The following is a 16,873-nucleotide window of genomic DNA, read 5'->3' as shown; positions in this document are numbered from 1 at the left end:
CCTACGTTCGGGTCAACACGAGGTAGGAGGCTGCGGCGTAAACCACGTACGATGCGCCGAAGGCGGCGTAGCCCCACGTGTGCAGGACATCGACGTTCGGGATGGCGACGCCGAGGACGACCAGGAGGACGCCCCCACCGTGCAGCACGTAGCGGTCCCGTGCGCGGATGCGGTAGGCCTTCAGCGTCTCGCCGGCGACGAGGTACCCGAGCCCGAGCATCACGGCGACGAGTCCGAGTGTGAGCGCGTTCTCCGTCAGGTAGCCGAGCTCCGGGAGGAACGGGTCGACGGCGAACAGCGCGGCGAACGACCCGAGGTAGACGACGAGAATCTGGAAGCCGACGTTCGGCTCGCTGTGGCCTGGGCCGAAGGCGTAGTCGTAGCGCCGGGAGAGCGCGACGGAGCCGGCACCGAACAGCCCGAACCAGACGACGGGGAACCAGAAGCCGGCCGCCCGCTCGAAGAGGAGGGCCTGAGAGATGGCGCTCCCGGCCGCCACGAGGACGCTGAACAGCAGCCACTGTTCGGGCGCGCTCTCGTAGCGCTCCGCGATGCCCATCGCGTCCTTGATGCGGTCGAGATCCTGCTGGAGCGCCTGGGGGTCGACGTCCTCACTCATCGTCGGCGGCTGCGTGGACGTAGTAGTTGAACGCGTCGGTGTAGCTCGGTTCCACGGTTTCGACGGTGGCGTCGCCGGCGTGTTCGCGGACGTCCGCCACAGTCGCGTGCTCACGGAGGAATCCGCGGCGTTCGTCGCCGTGGTAGAACGGCTCGCCGACGACGTGCGGGGAGAGGGCGTCGCCGGTGGCAGCCCGGCCGACCACTCGCACGACGGTCGGGACGCCGTCCAGCAGCGCCTCGGGGGTGTCGACGGCGAGCACGCCGCCGCCGTTCACGAACGCGACGCGGTCGGCGAGGTCGGCGTCGACGGGCCGGTGGCTCGTGGCGACGACGGTCCCGCCGTCCGCGACGCGGTCGCGGATGACGCGGTGGAACGACTGCACCATCGAGAGGTCGACGCCCGCGGTCGGTTCGTCGAGGAGGTACAGCGGCGCGTCGACGGACAGCGCCAGCGAGAGTTCGAGCTTGCGTTTCATGCCCTCCGAGTAGTACTTGATGCGTTTGTCGAGGTCGCCGCCGATGCCGAGGTCGTCGACGTACGTCCGCCAGCGGTCCGTGAACTCGGGGTGGAGCCGAGAGTAGAACGCGGCCGTCTCGCGGCCCGAGAGCGTTTCGACGCTCGCGCCGCCCTGCAGCAGCAGCGAGAGGCTGTGGCCGCCGTCTTCGCTGACGGGCGTCCCGAACACCGACACCGAGCCCTCGGAGGGCTCGGTGGCACCGGCGAGACACGACAGCAACACCGTCTTCCCGGTGCCGTTAGGCCCCATCAACAGCAGCACTTCGTTCTCGGCGACGGTGAGGTCGACGCCGTCGAGGACGCCGTCCTCGCCGTAGGCTTTGTGGACGTTCCGGGCCTCGACGGCGGGCCGGTCGACGCTCACCGGACCTCACCCCCGTAGAGCGAGCGGCGGGTGGCGGCGACGGCGAGCGTGAGCCCGGCCGCCGCGTAGCCGGCGAGCAGCGCGACGTGGCCCGCGCTCGTCGGCGCGCCGGGCGGTGCCAGTCCGGCTTGCGCCCACCCGCCGGCGGCGACGAGGTGGTGGACGGCCAGCCGGGTGGCGAGCGCGTTCGGGACGACGTTCACGAAGTCGGCAGCGCCGGCGAGCATCCCGGGCTGGATGCCGTTGTAGCCGGTGAGGAAGAAGGCGAGCATGACGACGCTGACGGCGACGATGCTCGCGAACTTCGCGTCGGGCACGACAGCGACGAGGACGACCGCGATGCTGGCGGCGAACAGGCCGAGCGCCAGCAGACCGAGCAGGGCTACGGGAATCGAGGCGGCCGACCGGAGCGCGAACTCTGCTCCCGTGACGGCACCGACGCCCAGCACAGCGAGGACGGCGGCGACAGCGAACAGGTAGGCGGCCGCGAACCGCCCGAGGAAGTCCGCTGCCGGCGACACGGGTAGTGCTCGGAACTGACGGTATCGACCGTCTTCGACGTCCGCGACGAGCGACTGCGAGAACGTGTTCAGGAACACGGTGAGGGCCGCGAAGGTGCCGTACGAGACGGCGTTCGTGGCTTTGACGGCGCTCACGACCTCGGCCGGCATCCCACTGGTGTCGATGAAGAGGTACACGGACAGCAGGTAGAACATCGCGGGGAACGCCACCGCCCAGAAGGCGACAGCGCCGTTCCGGCGGAGCGTCTGGAGGGTTCGCACGGCGAACGCCGTGGTCTGTTCGAGGAGCCGACCCACGGGCGGGCCGCCGCGTGTCTCGATGCTCATACCTACGCCACCGTCATCGACTGACAAATAACTTTGCACCACAAACTTACCTTGCAGCGCAAAGTGGCGGCTCGCCGGGCAACGGTGTCGGTTCGATTCGGGCGCTCGTCGAGAAATACTGCGTGTGGTTGGCCGGCGCTACGCCCCGCTCAGTTCCAGGGACCGAAGTCCGGGTCGACCTGGCGCTCGCGGCGGTCGATGGAGTCGATTTTTGCGACGTCCTCGTCGTCGAGGTCGACGTCGAGGCTCGCCCAGTTGTCCGCGATGTGGTCCTCGCCGGTTGCCTTCGGGATTGCGGTGACGCCCTTCTCGCGCACCCACGCCAGACTCACCTGCGCCTCGCTGACGCCGTGCTTCTCTGCGACATCCTGAATCTCCGGCACGTCGAAGACTTCGCCGCGCGCCAGCGGCGAGTACGCCACCAGTTCGATGTCCTCACCGTCGGCGTACTCCCGAAGCTCCGTCTGGGGGAGCAGCGGGTGGAGCTCGACCTGGTTCGCGAACGGCAGCTCGCCGAACACGTCCTTCGCTTCGTCGAGGTGGCGGGGCTCGAAGTTGCTCACGCCGATGCGATCGATATCGCCGCGCTCTCTCAGTTCCGCGAACGCCGAGAGGGTGTCCTCGGCGTCGTACTCCTCGGCCGGCCAGTGGACGTAGAGGAGGTCGACGTAGTCGACGCCGAGTTTGTCGAGGCTCTCCTCGGTCGAGGAGAGTACGTCGTCGTGACCGAGCTCGCTCGTCCACACCTTCGTCGCGAGGAAGATGTCCTCGCGGTCTACGTCGGCGGCGGCGAGACCGTCACCGACGGCGTCTTCGTTCTGGTACGCCTGCGCGGTGTCGACGTGTCGGTACCCCATCTCCAGGGCGGCCTGCACGCTGTCCGTGCAGTCCTGTGGGTCGTCGTTCTGCCAGGTACCGAGGCCGAGAATCGGCATGTCGTTCGCGAGCGGTGCGCGCTGCTGGGAGTCCTGTGCCATGGACGAGTCAACGACGGACGCGCGGTTAGGGGTTGGGACTCCGGCGAACGAGCGGGGTCGTCGGTGACAGCGGGCAGGCAGTCACTCCGCGAGGCGCTCCCGGGCGAACTGCGCGAGCAGCGGGATGTCGCTGGTGTGAATGAACTGGAGCAGCGACCGCCAGCCGCCCTCGTTAGCGCCCGAGAGCGTCTCGATGTCGGCGGACTGGAGGTCCGCCATCAGGCGGTCGTAGCGCTCGTTCGACGCGAGGTAGAGCAGCTGGGTCATCGTCAGCCGGGTGCGCATGTTCGGCGCGACGCGCTTGTGCCAGAGGTCGTCGTAGATGGACAGCGCCTCGGCGGACGTGTCGGGGTCGGTCTCCATGAAACAGCGGTCGGCAGTGATGGCGGCCGCTCGCGCGGACTCCATGCACTTGTGGATGCCCTCGCCCCACAGCGGGTCGACGGTCGGCACGGTGTCGCCGATGGCCATGAAGTTGTCCGTCGAGAGGCTCGACGGCATCTGGATGTGCGCGGAGCCGCGGTGCTGCTTCCCGTCGATCTTCTCCGCGTTCGCGAACCGCGGGTCGGTCTCCAGCCAGTACTCGAGGTAGTCGTCGATGCCCTTCTCGGGGTCGCCGTACTGCTGGAAGCTCTCGTCCTGAATGTAGCAGACGCCGACTTTCGCCGTGTCGCCGCCGGTGTGGAATATCCACGAGTAGCCGCCGGGCGCGAGGTCGTGGTCGAGCCGCAGCATCATCGAGTCGCGGAGGTCGGCGTAGCCGTCGTGGTCGACGTCGACGCCCTCCATCTCCCACTCGATGCCGATCGCCTGATTGCGGCGTTTGAGGTTCGTGACACCGAGTTTCTTCGCGAGCGGCGCGGCCGGCCCCGTCGCGTCGACGATTATGTCCGCGTACACCTCCTCGTCGCCGGCGTACTTCACGCCGACAATCTTCCCGTTCTCCGTGATGGGGTTGTTCGCCCGCGCCTGGAAGCGGTACTCCGCGCCGTGCTTGCGGCCTTCAGCGACGAGCCACTGTTTGAAGTCCGCGAATTCCAGGACGGCCCCCGGCTGCTGCTGGACGAAGTGCCGGTTCGGGGATTCGAGGACGACGTCGTCGGTGTACTGCATGACGACGTCGTCGGGGACGCCGAACGCGCCCATCATGGACGCGAACGTGCCTGCGGTGGACTTGTTGGACTGGCGGGGGAACTCGGCCTCGGGTTCGGCTTCGAGGACGACAACGTCGTAGCCTCGCTGTGCGAGGTCCCGCGCACACTGTGCTCCTGCCGGGCCGGCGCCGGCGACGACGACGTCGTGGTGGTCGGACATGGATAGATTCGGTCTCGCAGTCGACGCGGGCCGGACACAGCACTGTGACCGGCCGCAACAGCCTGCCGCCGGCCCCGTACACTGGGGCGGCGGCGACCCGCGCGAGTCTGGTTGTCGGATTGGAGCCACGCGGGAACCAAAAAACACGCGGGAACGTTCCTGACGCCCGCGAGAGGGCGGAATGGGGTGGGAGACGACGAGCGCCCGACAGGTCAGGACAGCCGGTAATCTCGGAGCCGGCCGACGGCGACCCGGTAGGCGACCGGGAGCGAGACGGCCACCGCGACCAGCACGACCCAGGCCGCCGACTCGACGCCGCCAGCGTTCGCGCTCCAGCCGAACGGAAGCGCGCGGGAGGCGAGCACGGCGACCACCTCGCTGGCGAGTGCGCTCTGGACGGCGGCGACGCTCACGACCGTCGCCGTGAGCGCGGCCGAGAACGCACCGTAGGCCACCTTGCTCGGTGGGACGGCGCGGCGGGAGCCCGCGAAGTCGACGCCCTCGAACCGCGGGAAGACGCTGCCGACGCCCGCCGCCAGGACGGACGCGGCGAGGACGGCACCGACGGCCCCGGCCCCGACACCAGCGGTCGCGAGGGCGGTGGCACCCGATAGCCACGCGAGCAGGACGGCGGCCGCCACAGTGACCGGGACGGCGACGACTGCCGTCGCGGCGACGTAGCCGTGGACCGCGTGGCGTCCGTCGGCGGGAGCGGTCAGCAGCGACGGGAGCGCGCTCCCCTGGTTCCCGAGTGGGTTCAGGGGAAGCGTCGCGCCGGCCGCCCACGCCCCGTACCAGACCGCGAGCCACGGCGCGTACCAGGGCACGGTCCCGCTCGCGAGCATCTGCTCGCCGACGGGAATTGCGGCGAGCAGCGGGAACGAGACGAAGACGAGCTGGAGCGGCGACCGGTAGACCCGCAGCAGTGCAGTGCTCGCGAGGCCGCGGGTCGCCGGAGCCCGCGTCACCGCGCCGAGCAGGCGGTCGACCGCGTGGTCGGGCGCGGTCGTGGGGCCGTCGTCACCCTCGGTCGATACCGTTCGGTCGGTGCGCCAGGCGTACCGTGCGGCCGGCACGGCGAGGAGGACGCCGACACCCGTGACGGCGACACCGAGAGCGAGCGCCCCGGCGACGCCGACGGCGCCGGGGGTCACGCCGGGCGTCGTGGCCAGCGAGAGGTCGCCGAGCCAGCCGAGCGGGGGCGCGCGGAGCGCCGGCCGGAGCGCCTCGACGACAGTCGTGAAGTTGCCGGTGAACATCACGGTGAAGTACGCGGCGAAGATGCCGACCCCGACGACGGGCTTGAGTCGCGTGAGCACGTTCGACCGGCGGACGACGCCCTTCAGCAGGAAACCGGCTGGGTAGCCGACGGCTGCCGCGGACGTGACGGTGACTGTCGCCGCGGCGACCACGCCGAGGACGGGGACTGGCGTTCCCAGCCCCAGGCTCAGCCCGAGAGCCAGCCCCAGCGCCGGGGGGACGACGAATCCAGCGAACTTGACCGCGGCGCTCGCGAGCTTCCCGGCGGCGACGTCGGCGGTCGGGCGGAGCGTGAGGTAGTGGCCGTCGTTGTCGAGGTCGCCGCTCGAACCGAAAGCGCCGCCGGCCAGTGTCGCCGCCGTGAACAGCCAGACGACGCTCCAAGCGGTCGCCGCGCCGCCGGCCGCGAACCACGGCGTCTCACCGGCCGCCAGCGCGACGCCGGTGTCGCGGCCGAGCGAGTACGCGTACACCGTGATGAACGCGAAGCCGACGGCCGTGAACGAGCCGTACAGGAGCCAGAAGTCCTGGCTGCGGACCCACCGGTAGCCCCGCACGAGGTCGACGCGCGCCAGTTCGACCGCGGCCCCGGCGTCGGGGACCGCCTCACGCGTCCGGGAGCGGGGCGTCGGCATCCGCAGTCACCTCCATGAAGACGGTCTCCAGGTCGGCCGCGCTGCCCTCGCGGGCGGTCGATTTGAGGTCCTCTGGGTCACCCTCGGCGACGAGGACGCCGTCGTCGATGACGCCGATGGTGTCCGCGAGTTCGTCGACGACGGGGAGGACGTGCGTGGAGAGGAAAACGGTCGCATCCCCCGCCGCGAGGTCCGCGACGGTGTCTCTGACGGTGCGGGCGGCCCGGGGGTCCAGCCCCGACGTGGGTTCGTCGAGGAAGAGGACGTCCGGGTCGTGGAGCATCGCGGCGACCACGCCGACCTTCTTCGTCATGCCCGTGGAGTACGACTCGATGCGGCGGTCGGCGTCTGCGAGCAGGTCGAAGCGCTCCAGCAGCGACTCGATGCGGGCGTCCGCCTCGTCGTCGCCGAGCCCGTGGAGTCGGGCGACGTGCCGGAGCTGCTCCCAGCCCGTCAGCTCGTCGAAGACGGGTGGGTCGGCGGGCAGGTAGCCGATTCGCGGGGTGAGCGCCGCCCGATCGGTGACTGGAACGCCGGCCACCTCGCCGCTCCCCGCGGTGGGGTCGGTGAGGGAGGTGAGCAGGCGCATCGTCGTCGTCTTCCCGGCACCGTTCGGCCCGAGGAAGCCGTAGACGCTGCCCGCGGGCACAGCGAAGTCGAGGCTGTCGACCGCAACTTCGTCTCCGTAGCGCTTCGTCAGGCCGTCTGCGCGGATGGCGGGGTCGGTCATCGGTGATTCGGTCTGGCGGCGACGTGGTCGGTGGTTGAGCAGTCGGTCGTCGGTGCGTCAGTGCCGGAGCGGTCGTCTGCGGCCGGCGTCGTGTCGTGGTGTCGAGGTCGGTGGGGGGACATGATTCGACTCGACTCGCGTGTAAAGCGAGCTTTACAGTAAGGCTTGTTTTACACTCCAAGGTAAAGCTGTCGGTGGTCCGAACGGAGCGACGAACAGAACTGCCGCCTCAGCTACCCGTTGAGTTCGGGGTCGAAGAGGTCCTCTATCCGGCAGTCGAAGAAGTCCGCGAGCTTGAACGCGAGTTCGATGCTGGGGTCGTAGCGGTCGCGCTCGATGGCGTTGATTGTCTGCCGAGTGACGCCGACGGCGGCCGCGAGGTCGGCCTGGCTCAGGTCCGCCTCGTCGCGGCGTTCGCGCACGTGGTTTCTCATCGTCGGTAGCGAACGACGGTGTAGACGACGCCGTAGACGATGAACAGGGCCGAGATGGTGAGGAAGCCACCGACGATTCGCTCGGGGACGTCCACCGACGGCATCTGGTCAGTGACGACGAGCGTGGTCATTGCCAGTACACCTACGACGCCCGCAATCTGGAGTGTGAGCAGGCTCGCCCGGCGCTCCAGGTCGAGGTCGCGCTCGTCGTACAGCGTGACGGACGTCCCCTTCCAGACGCCCAGGGCTGCGAGGATGCCCGCCCAGTACACCACCAGCCCGACCAGCGGGTAGTCGAACTCCACAGCGACGAGGAACCCGCCGACGCCGACGCCGATGCACGCGAACAGCAGCCGCCGGTACCGCCGAACCTTCGCCATTCGCCCCGTCCCGGTCGGCTCGTGGTCGCTCATGGACACAATCGTAAAACGCGCTTTACGCTCGGCCCGCTTGTAGGTTTCCTCTCGGCGGACCCCACTGCTATCTCACTGGCCGCCCTCGTGCCGGTATGGTCGACATCCGCGCACATTACCGGTCGACGACCGACGCCTACCCGTCGGGCGTCTACCGGGTCGTCGGCACCGGCAACCCAGTCGCGCTCCTCCGAGTGACGGACGACGACGGCCGGCGACGCCACACCGGTCACCTCGAACGCGTCCCAGAGGACGACCTCGCCGACCACTTCGAACCAGCGGACGACCCGGACGCCGGCCTCGACCCCATCGGCGGCCTGCGGAACGCACTCCAGGGGTTGTACTGGCAGATTCGGACGTTCTTCTGAGAATCGCAGCCAACCGGTAGCGGTCCACGCAGCATCGGCGCGCGAACAGTGTGAGCGAGCAGGAAATTTTTAGCGCAGCTTTTTGCGAGGTGGGTTCCCACAGGGAGCGCCGTCAGGCGCGACCGAGGAAACCCACCGACCGAAAAAGGTCCGTCAGTAGAACTCGCGGACGAGGTCGGTGGCTCCGTCGGGCGCGCCGTCCGGAATCTCGGCCATGTTCTCGGTGACGCCGTGGGCTTCGTGGTACGGCGTGGAGTCCTCGTCCTGGTAGAGGACGCCCATGTACTCCTTGTCGGCGTCGAGGATGGCGTCTTTCGCCTGGTCGTAGTCGTGGCGGTCGTAGTCGTCGTCCTCGCTGAGGTCCACGAGGCTGTCGCGGAAGTAGTCGTACGTGTCCACGTCGTTGAACGTGACACACGGCGAGAACGTGTTGACGAGGCTGAAGCCGTCGTGCTCGATGGCTTCCTGAACGATCTCCTGGTGGCGGAGGGCGTCCGAGGAGAAGCTCTGTGCGATGAAGCTGCCGCCGGCGGCCATCGCGAGCGCGAGCGGGTTCACGGGGGGCTGCTTCGGGCCGTCCGGGGACGTCGACGTCTCGAAGTCGGGCCGGCTGGTCGGGGACGCCTGCCCCTTCGTCAGGCCGTAGATGCGGTTGTCCATCACGACGTACGTGATGTCGACGTTGCGGCGGACGGCGTGGACGAAGTGGCCCGCACCGATGGAGTAGCCGTCACCGTCGCCGCCCGCGACCATCACTTCGAGGTCGGGGTTGGCGAGCTTGGCACCGGTGCCGACGGGGAGCGCGCGGCCGTGGACGCCGTGGAGCGCGTACGACCGCATGTACGTGCCGATCTTCCCGGAGCAGCCGATGCCGGCGACGACGAACGTGTCGTCCGGCGAGTTCCCGGTCTCGGCGAGGCCTTTCATCATACCGTTCATCGTGCCGAAGTCACCACAGCCGGGACACCACGTGGGCTGCTTGTCGGACTTGAAGTCGGTGAAGCGAACGTTCTCTGAGCTCATGCTAGGGTCTCCGTGATTTCGGCGGCGAGTTCGTCTGCCTTGAAGTCGACGCCGTCGTACTTGTTGATTCGTTCGACGCGTTCGAGGACGTCGTGTTCGATGACGTCGGCGAACTGGCCAGTGGCGTTGGCCTCGACGACAGCGACCTGATCGGCGGCCTCGACCTCCTCGGTGAGGTCCGGCCGCGGGAAGATGTACGGTACCGAGACGACCCGCACGTCGGGGTCGTCCTCGTCGAGGTAGTCGAGCGCCTCGACGATGGTCCCTTCGTTGGACCCCCACGAGATGACGAGGTTGTCGGCGTCGCCGTCACCGAACTCGCGGTAGTCGAAGTCCTCGCGCTCGCGGGCCGTGTCGACCTTCTGGTAGCGCTTGTCGACCTGTTCGACGCGGACGTCCGTGTCCTCGGTGCGTCGGCCGAGTTCGTCGTGTTCGAGACCGGTGGACATGTGGACGCCGCCCTCGGTGCCCGGTACGGCACGCGGGCTGATGCCGTCGGCGGTGACGGCGTGGGGCTTGAACTGGTCTTTCTCGTTCTGCCAGGTCGAAATCTCGTCTTCGTCGACGAGCTTCCCGCGGTCGATTTCGACCGCGTCCATGTCGAACTCCTCGGGCGGGTACGTGCGCTCGGTGACCGCCATCGAGAGGTCCGCGGTGAGGTAGACCGGGAGCTGGTACTTCTCGGCGAGGTTGAACGCCTCGACGGTCTTGTGGAAGCACTCCGCGACCGAGGTCGGCGCGACGACGAAGCGCGGAATCTCGCCGTGGCCGCCCTTCAGCATCATGTTCAGGTCGCCCTGCTCCTGCTTGGTCGGCATCCCCGTCGAGGGGCCCGAGCGCATGACGTTCGCGATGACCAGCGGCGTCTCGCTGGTGGCGACGAGGCCGAACGTCTCGGCCATCAGGTCGATGCCCGGTCCGGATGTCGCGGTCATCGACCGAGCGCCGGCGCGCGCGGCACCGAGCGCCATGTTGATGGCGGCGAGTTCGTCCTCGGCCTGGACGACGTGCCCGCCGAACTGCTCGATGCGGCCGGTGAGGTACTCCATCACGTCCGTCGCGGGCGTGATGGGGTAGCCGGCGTAGAACCGGCAGCCGGCGGCGATAGCGCCCATGCCGATGGCTTCGTCGCCGTTCAGCAGGACGTAGTCCTCGTCGGTGGTCTCAAGGGAGTACCGGGGCCCCTCGTCGTCGTAGTTCTCCTCGACGTACTCGGCACCGAGCCGAGCCGCCTGCTTGTTGTTCTCGACGATGCTCTCGCCCTTCCCGCCGAAGCGCTTCTCGAGGGACTCGTCGAGGTTCTCGATGGGGAAGTCCGCGACGGCGCAGACCGCGCCGAGCGCGACGATGTTGCGCATGATGGCACCGCCGGCATCCTCGGCGAGGTCCTTCAGGGGGACGTCGAGGCCCGTGACCTCGCCGGGGGCCTCGAAGTCCGAGAACTCCGTGCGGTCGCCGTCGTAGATGACGACGGAGTTCTCGTGGAGTTCGTCGAGGTTCTCGTCGACGGTGCGCTCCGTGAGCGCGATGAGGATGTCGAGGCGGTCGACCACGCTCTGCACCTGGTCGACCGACGTGCGGACCTTGTAGGCAGTGTAGCCACCCCGGATTCGGGACGCGAAGTCTTTCGAGGTGAACACGTGCCGGCCGGCGCGCGACAGCGCCTGCGCAAAGATCTTGCCGGTGGACGCGATTCCATCGCCGGCCTCGCCGCCGATGGCCCAGTTCAGGTCGTCGTGCATGTATCGGTGGCTACCCGTGCCGCCAGCAAAAAGGCTTCTGAAGGCGTAGTTAGGGTAGAACGGAACGATACGCCTGTGGGGCGGAACGAAACTGGACGCGCGTCCGGCTCGGCGCGGTGCCTCCGGACGACCACGGGTCGTCTGCCGGGGAACCGTGAACGCTGGAAGTTGTCGACGCGAGCATATCGGGGTGGGCGTGACTGGTCCCCGGGGCGGAAACGAACGGATTAGGAGGCTGGGTCACGTCGCCGGGGTATGGACGAGACACCGGTGACGGTGCGCGCGGTCGAGGACGTGGGACCGGAGACGGTCGCCGTGACGTTCGAGACGCCCGAGGGCTTCGCGGCCGAACCCGGGCAGTTCGTGCGCGTCGTCGGGGAGTTCGAGGACGGTGACGAGGGCCGGTACTACACGCTCTCGTCGCCGACCGTCGCGGAGACCTTCGAAGTGACTGTCGGCGTCGACCCCGAGGGGACGCTCGGCCCGTGGCTCGCGGACCGCCAGCCCGGCGACGAGGTCCGCATCGAGGGGCCGTTCGGGGACGACTACTATCAGGGCGAGCCGTCCGTGCTCGTGCTCGCCGGTGGCCCCGGCGTCGGTCCCGCTGTCGCTATCGGCGAGCGCGCGCTCGACGCCGGCTCCGAGGTCACCGTCGTCTACGAGGACGACCAGCCGGTTCACGAGGCGCGCCTCGCCGCGCTCGCGGACGCCGGCGCAGAGGTCCTCGTCGTGAGCGAGAACGTCGGTGACGCCGTCGCGTCGCTCGCCGACGCCGGCGACCAGGCCGCGTTCGTCTACGGCTTCGCGGAGTTCTGCGAGGCCGCCGTGGACGCTCTGGAGAACGAGGGGTTCGACACCGACGCCGCGAAAGTCGAGAGCTTCGGTCCCGCGCCCTGAATCGGGGTTCTCCCGTGTCGGCACCAATCAGCGTCAGGAGTCGGCGCGCGGTCGACCAGCGACTCGACAGGCTCCGTGACGCCCACGGCCCGTTCCCGTTCCACACCGAGACTGTCGAGAACAACCCCGAACTGTTCGCACACGGGCGAGAACTCGTCGCAGCCGGTGGTCGCGGCGGTTCGGGTGCACGCGTGACCGACAGCGAGGGCCGCGTCCTGCTCATTCGTCACCCACGCGACCCCGACCAGTGGGTGCTCCCGGGCGGCGGCCACGAGCCCGGTGAGACGTTCGCGGAGACGGCCGTCCGGGAAGTCTGGGAAGAGACCGGCGTCGAGTGCGAAGTCACGGGCGTCTGGCAGACCAAGCGCCGCCGGTTCGTCCACCGTGAGGACCCCGAACGCCGCGGCTACCTGCTGTCGGTGTTCTTCACAGCGGATTACGTCGGTGGGGAAGCGGGTCGCTACCCGGAGCGGTGGGACGACGAGACCGACGAGGAGATCCTCGAGGCGGCGTGGTTCGACGACCCACCGGAGAACGCCGCCGGATTCGTCACCGACCCCGATATCCCGCAGCGGGACGCGGTGAGTGAGAACTGACCAGTCAGTGCTCGACGAACTCGATGAGCGCGCCGCCCGTGTCCTTGGGGTGCAGGAAGGCCACGTCGTGGCCCCAGGCCCCGTCCCGTGGCTCCTCGTCGATGAGACCGACGCCAGCCTCGCGGGCGGTCTCCAGCGCGGCCTCGATGTCGTCGGTGGCGAACGCGACGTGGTGGATGCCGCCGCCCTCGTTCTCGAGGTAGCGCCCGATAGTCGTGTCGTCGTCGACTGGTTCGAGGAGTTCGACGTAGCCGTCGCCGCCGAGGTCGAGGAAGACGACGCGGAGGCCGTCGAAGACCTCCTCGTGGGCGACCGGCGCGTCCAGCAGTTCGGTGTACAGGTCGGCGAGGCTCTCGGCGTCCTCGGTTGCGACGCCGACGTGGTCCACGTGCATACTCGCAGGTGGCTCGGCGTCGCCCATCAAGCCACCGACCGACCGGCTACGCCGACGGCTCGGGCAGGTCGAATGCGACGCCGGTGCGGTCCTCCGAGACAGTCCAGAGGCGGCGTGCGGTGGCCTCGTCGCGCGAGCGCTCGCTGGACTGCTGTCGCTCGGGGTGGCCGCGCATCTGCAGGAGGCCGCCGGGGCCGACGTACTCGCCGCCGTCGATGCTCGGGTCGGTCGCGGCGTACAGCAGCGGCCACGCGCCCTGCTCGGCGCTCTGCCCGACGAGCGCGTTCGCGGCCTTCATCGCGAGCAGCCGCAGCCGCGACCCCTCCGCCTGCGGGCCGCGGAGCTGGAGGTTCGTCGCGGCGTACCCCGGGTGACAGGTGACGCTCGTCACGCTCGCCGACGCGGCCCGCAGCCGGCGGTCGAGTTCGTAGGCGAACAGGACGTTCGCGAGCTTCGACTGGCCGTAGGCCTCCCACTTGCCGTACTCGGCCTCGTGCTGGAGGTCCTCGAAGTCGATTCGGCCGCTCTCGTGGGCTCTGGAGGACTGCGTGACGACGCGGGTCTGTCCGCTCGTCCGCCGGAGCACACCGAGCAGCCGGCCGGTGAGCGCGAAGTGCCCGAGGTGGTTCACGCCGAACTGCGTCTCGAAGCCGTCAGCGGTCTCCGAGCGCGGAATCGCCATCACGCCGGCGTTGTTCGCGAGGACGTGCAGCGCGTCGAACTCGGTCTCGAACCAGTCGGCGAACGCCGCCACCGAGTCGAGGTCAGCGAGGTCGAGTTCCCGCACCGTCAGCGACGCCCCGGGGTACGCTTCGGTCACCTCGTCGCGAGCGGCCTCGCCGCGGTCGGTGCTCCGGCACGCCATCACGACGTGTGCACCGGCGCTGGCGAACGCCTTCGTCGCTTCGAGGCCGATGCCGCTGTTCGCGCCCGTCACCACGACGGTGCGGCCGGACTGGTCGGGCATCGCCGCCGCTGTCCAGTTGTCGTCGGTCATGTGGCAGTCCTCGTCGCCCAGCCGGAAAACACGGTGTGCCGCGGCCACGCCTGCCGCGACTCGTGGCTCGCGTACCGCGGCGGCTCAGAGCGCCGCGCCGGGTTCGTGCTCGCCGAAGACGTCCCGGAGCGTGTTGCAGATTTCGCCGACGCTCGCGTACGCCTTCACTGCGTCCACGATGTACGGCATCACGTTCTCGTTGCCCTCGGCAGCCGTTCGGAGCGCGTCCAGTGCGGCTTCGACGGCTTCGTCGTCGCGGTCCGCCTTCACGGCGTCGAGGCTCTCGATCTGACGGCGCTCGTCCTCCTCGGTGACCTCCTCGATGTCGGCCTCTGGCTCCTCGTCCTCGACCTCGAACTCGTTGACGCCGACGATGACGCGCTCTTTCTCCTCGATCTCCTGCTGGCGGTCGAACGCGACGTCCTGAATCTGGCGCTGCACCCACTGGTCCTCGACGGCCTGCCGCATCCCGCCCTTCGAGTCCACCTCGTCTAAGAGTTCCTGGGCCTCTTCCTCGACGTCGTCGGTGAGGCTCTCGACGTAGTACGAGCCGGCGAGGGGGTCGATGGTGTCGGCCGCGCCGGACTCGTGGGCGAGAATCTGCTGGGTCCTGAGCGCGGTTCGCACCGAGTCCTCGGTCGGAATCGAGAGCGCCTCGTCTTTCCCGTTCGTGTGAAGGCTCTGCGTCCCGCCGAGGACGGCCGCGAGCGCCTGGTACGCGACGCGGACGATGTTGTTGTCGATTTGCTGAGCAGTCAGCGTCGACCCGGCAGTCTGCGTGTGGAACTTCAGCTGCTTCGACTTCGGGTCGTCGGCGTCGAAGCGCTCCTCCATGATTTTCGCCCACATCCGGCGGGCCGCGCGGAACTTCGCGACCTCTTCGAGGATGTTGTTGTGGGCGTTGAAGAAGAACGAGAGCTGCGGCGCGAACTCGTCGACGTCGAGGCCGGCGTCAAGCGCCGTCTCGACGTACTCGATGCCGTCGCCGAGCGTGAACGCGACCTCCTGTGCGGCCGTCGCCCCGGCCTCCCGGATGTGGTAGCCGGAAATGGAGATAGTGTTGAACTTCGGGGTCTCCTCCGCGCAGAACTCGAAGATGTCCGTGATGACGCGCATCGACGGCTCCGGCGGGAAGATGTAGGTGTTGCGCGCGATGTACTCCTTGAGGATGTCGTTCTGGATGGTTCCCCGGAGCTCCTCGCGGTCGACGCCCTGCTTGTCGCCGACGGCGATGTACATCGCGAGCAGGACGCTCGCCGGCGCGTTGATCGTCATCGACGTGCTGACTTCGTCCAGCGGGATGCCGTCGAAGACGGTCTCCATGTCGGCGAGCGTGTCGATGGCGACCCCGGACTTCCCGACCTCGCCCTGCGCCATCGCGGCGTCCGAGTCGTAGCCCATCTGTGTCGGGAGGTCGAACGCCATCGACAGCCCGGTCTGGCCCTCGTCGAGCAGGTAGTTGAAGCGCTCGTTGGTCTCCTCGGCGGTCCCCATGCCGGCGTACTGCCGCATCGTCCACAGCCGCCCGCGGTACATCGTCGGATAGGGGCCTCGCGTGTAGGGCTCTTCGCCCGGGAACCCGAGGTCCTCGTCGTAGTCGAGGTCCGAGACGTCGTCGGGGGTGTACAGTCGGTCGACGGACTGCCCGCCCGTGTCCGTCTCGAAGGACTCCTTGCGCTCCCCGAAGCGGTCCAGCGTCGGCCCCAGTGTCTCCTCCTCCCAGTCCTCGCGGCCGTCCCGAATCGCCGCGAGGTCGTCGTCGTCGTACATACCCGAACGGACGGCGGACGCCGCCTTAATCCTTGTACGTTTCGACGGTGCTATTCCATGGGCGCTCGTCGGTCGCGTACTGCGCGTGGTAGCGCAATCCCGGTCCCGACACCGTGGCGCGTGGCTCGCTCCGGCAAAGCACAATAATTACTCAGCAGACGATATTTAACTCAATTAGCTGGATACAGTCATGGTGAGCTGGACAAACGCGCTGTACTTCGGCGGAGGTCTCGCACTAATCCAGACGCTGCACACAGTTCACGCTGCGACGGCCTACGGGCAAAAACAGGTCCGTTGGCTAGAGTGGCCGCGTCCCTTCGAATCGTTCACAGAACGCGACGACCCTCACTCCGACCAACTGAAAACCCTGTTCAGACCACTCAAACGACCACACCGACTACCGTGGACACTCCCCCACTACCAGATGCCGCCGTCGGACACGACTGGCCTCTATCGACTGCTCGGGCTCCACGCGACGAACCTCTACTACGCCTACGCGTCGGCCTTCGTGTACGGACTTGGTGCAGTCCTTGCGACGCGGTACTTGCTCACGTTTCCGGGGACGTTTACGCGCACCTTCGTGGTTGACATCTCGGCTCTCTTCGTGATACTGTTCGGCCTCTCTCACTGGGCAGTCGGCTCCAGCTTCGAGGTGTTCATCCTCGAATCGAACCTCGCGTTCAACCTCCTCATGCTCATCACACTCCAGGCTGGCGTGGTCGGTTACGGGACTGCGATTTCCACGCTCCAGTTCGTCACCGCGTTGATATCCGCGCCGCTCGTCTTCTGGCTGACGTTCCAGTACCAGAACGGCAACCTTGACTACGGGAGCTTCATGCCCGCTTACTTTGTGATGCTATCTGTTCTGTACTCGGAGTTCTTCGTCCTGATTCTGGGCTTGCTGTACGTGTACTGACACCGGCACGAAGCTCGGTGCCAGCTGGTTCGACTGGTTCGAGCGAGCTTGTGTCGC

At 68.2% G+C, this 16,873-nt stretch carries 18 protein-coding genes; 4 read left to right on the top strand and 14 right to left on the bottom strand.

Annotation, left to right across the window (positions count from 1 at the left end; genetic code table 11):
* Window position 1: 1 nt before the first annotated feature.
* From BMW35_RS05275 to BMW35_RS05235, 9 genes are all read right to left on the bottom strand, one after another.
* Window positions 2-619 carry a hypothetical protein gene (locus BMW35_RS05275; protein ID WP_089668332.1) on the bottom strand — a complete coding sequence of 206 codons (618 nt, stop codon included), beginning with the start codon at window positions 617-619 and terminating at the stop codon, window positions 2-4.
* On the bottom strand, window positions 612-1,502 hold the full coding sequence (locus tag BMW35_RS05270; protein WP_089668331.1) for an ABC transporter ATP-binding protein: 891 nt from the start codon (window positions 1,500-1,502) through the stop codon (window positions 612-614). The genes BMW35_RS05275 and BMW35_RS05270 overlap by 8 nt, the downstream gene beginning before the upstream one ends.
* The gene (locus BMW35_RS05265) at window positions 1,499-2,350 is read right to left on the bottom strand and encodes an ABC transporter permease (RefSeq protein ID WP_089668330.1); all 852 of its coding nucleotides are present in this window, start codon (window positions 2,348-2,350) and stop codon (window positions 1,499-1,501) included. Before BMW35_RS05265 ends, BMW35_RS05270 begins: the two co-directional genes overlap by 4 nt.
* A 149-nt stretch (window positions 2,351-2,499) precedes the next feature.
* Window positions 2,500-3,327 carry an aldo/keto reductase gene (locus BMW35_RS05260; RefSeq protein ID WP_089668329.1) on the bottom strand — a complete coding sequence of 276 codons (828 nt, stop codon included), beginning with the start codon at window positions 3,325-3,327 and terminating at the stop codon, window positions 2,500-2,502.
* Window positions 3,328-3,408: 81 nt separating this feature from the next.
* A complete protein-coding gene (locus tag BMW35_RS05255) occupies window positions 3,409-4,641 on the bottom strand; it encodes a digeranylgeranylglycerophospholipid reductase (RefSeq protein WP_089668328.1) in 1,233 nt (410 codons plus the stop codon).
* Window positions 4,642-4,853: 212 nt separating this feature from the next.
* Window positions 4,854-6,536: a hypothetical protein gene (locus BMW35_RS05250; protein ID WP_089668327.1), complete on the bottom strand. Its 1,683-nt coding sequence runs from the start codon at window positions 6,534-6,536 to the stop codon at window positions 4,854-4,856.
* Complete coding sequence (locus tag BMW35_RS05245; RefSeq protein ID WP_089668326.1) at window positions 6,508-7,266, bottom strand: ABC transporter ATP-binding protein; 759 nt, start codon at window positions 7,264-7,266, stop codon at window positions 6,508-6,510. The genes BMW35_RS05250 and BMW35_RS05245 overlap by 29 nt, the downstream gene beginning before the upstream one ends.
* A gap of 233 nt (window positions 7,267-7,499) precedes the next feature.
* Window positions 7,500-7,700, bottom strand: coding sequence for a helix-turn-helix transcriptional regulator (locus BMW35_RS05240; RefSeq protein ID WP_089668325.1), 201 nt, complete (start codon window positions 7,698-7,700; stop codon window positions 7,500-7,502).
* A complete protein-coding gene (locus BMW35_RS05235) occupies window positions 7,697-8,113 on the bottom strand; it encodes a DUF2178 domain-containing protein (protein WP_089668324.1) in 417 nt (138 codons plus the stop codon). The genes BMW35_RS05240 and BMW35_RS05235 overlap by 4 nt, the downstream gene beginning before the upstream one ends.
* Window positions 8,114-8,208: 95 nt before the next feature.
* On the opposite strand from BMW35_RS05235, the gene BMW35_RS05230 reads away from it, so the two are divergent.
* On the top strand, window positions 8,209-8,481 hold the full coding sequence (locus BMW35_RS05230) for a hypothetical protein (protein WP_089668323.1): 273 nt from the start codon (window positions 8,209-8,211) through the stop codon (window positions 8,479-8,481).
* A gap of 153 nt (window positions 8,482-8,634) precedes the next feature.
* Here the strand turns inward: BMW35_RS05230 and BMW35_RS05225 are convergent, their stop codons facing one another.
* A complete protein-coding gene (locus tag BMW35_RS05225; protein ID WP_089668322.1) occupies window positions 8,635-9,504 on the bottom strand; it encodes a 2-oxoacid:ferredoxin oxidoreductase subunit beta in 870 nt (289 codons plus the stop codon).
* A complete protein-coding gene (locus BMW35_RS05220) occupies window positions 9,501-11,246 on the bottom strand; it encodes a 2-oxoacid:acceptor oxidoreductase subunit alpha (protein WP_089668321.1) in 1,746 nt (581 codons plus the stop codon). The genes BMW35_RS05225 and BMW35_RS05220 overlap by 4 nt, the downstream gene beginning before the upstream one ends.
* A gap of 255 nt (window positions 11,247-11,501) precedes the next feature.
* Here BMW35_RS05220 and BMW35_RS05215 point away from each other — a divergent pair, with 255 nt between their 5' ends.
* Complete coding sequence (locus tag BMW35_RS05215) at window positions 11,502-12,143, top strand: FAD-dependent oxidoreductase (protein WP_089668320.1); 642 nt, start codon at window positions 11,502-11,504, stop codon at window positions 12,141-12,143.
* A 14-nt stretch (window positions 12,144-12,157) separates the two neighbouring features.
* Entirely contained in the window at window positions 12,158-12,739 is a 582-nt protein-coding gene (locus tag BMW35_RS05210; protein WP_245708138.1) for an NUDIX hydrolase, read from the top strand.
* A 4-nt stretch (window positions 12,740-12,743) separates the two neighbouring features.
* Here the strand turns inward: BMW35_RS05210 and mce are convergent, their stop codons facing one another.
* From mce to BMW35_RS05195, 3 genes are all read right to left on the bottom strand, one after another.
* Window positions 12,744-13,133 carry a methylmalonyl-CoA epimerase gene (mce, locus tag BMW35_RS05205; protein ID WP_089668318.1) on the bottom strand — a complete coding sequence of 130 codons (390 nt, stop codon included), beginning with the start codon at window positions 13,131-13,133 and terminating at the stop codon, window positions 12,744-12,746.
* 46 nt (window positions 13,134-13,179) lie between these two features.
* Window positions 13,180-14,130, bottom strand: coding sequence for an oxidoreductase (locus BMW35_RS05200; RefSeq protein ID WP_089668317.1), 951 nt, complete (start codon window positions 14,128-14,130; stop codon window positions 13,180-13,182).
* 84 nt (window positions 14,131-14,214) lie between these two features.
* On the bottom strand, window positions 14,215-15,900 hold the full coding sequence (locus BMW35_RS05195; protein ID WP_089668316.1) for an acyl-CoA mutase large subunit family protein: 1,686 nt from the start codon (window positions 15,898-15,900) through the stop codon (window positions 14,215-14,217).
* Between the two features lie 193 nt (window positions 15,901-16,093).
* Between BMW35_RS05195 and BMW35_RS05190 the strand changes: the two genes are divergently transcribed.
* Entirely contained in the window at window positions 16,094-16,816 is a 723-nt protein-coding gene (locus tag BMW35_RS05190) for a hypothetical protein (RefSeq protein ID WP_143052155.1), read from the top strand.
* Window positions 16,817-16,873: the final 57 nt, after the last annotated feature.

The sequence above is a fragment of the Halobacterium jilantaiense genome, from assembly GCF_900110535.1.
Lineage (GTDB): Archaea > Halobacteriota > Halobacteria > Halobacteriales > Halobacteriaceae > Halobacterium > Halobacterium jilantaiense.
The sequence above is the reverse complement of the archived record's forward strand: the minus strand, read 5'-3'. Positions and strand labels throughout refer to the sequence as shown.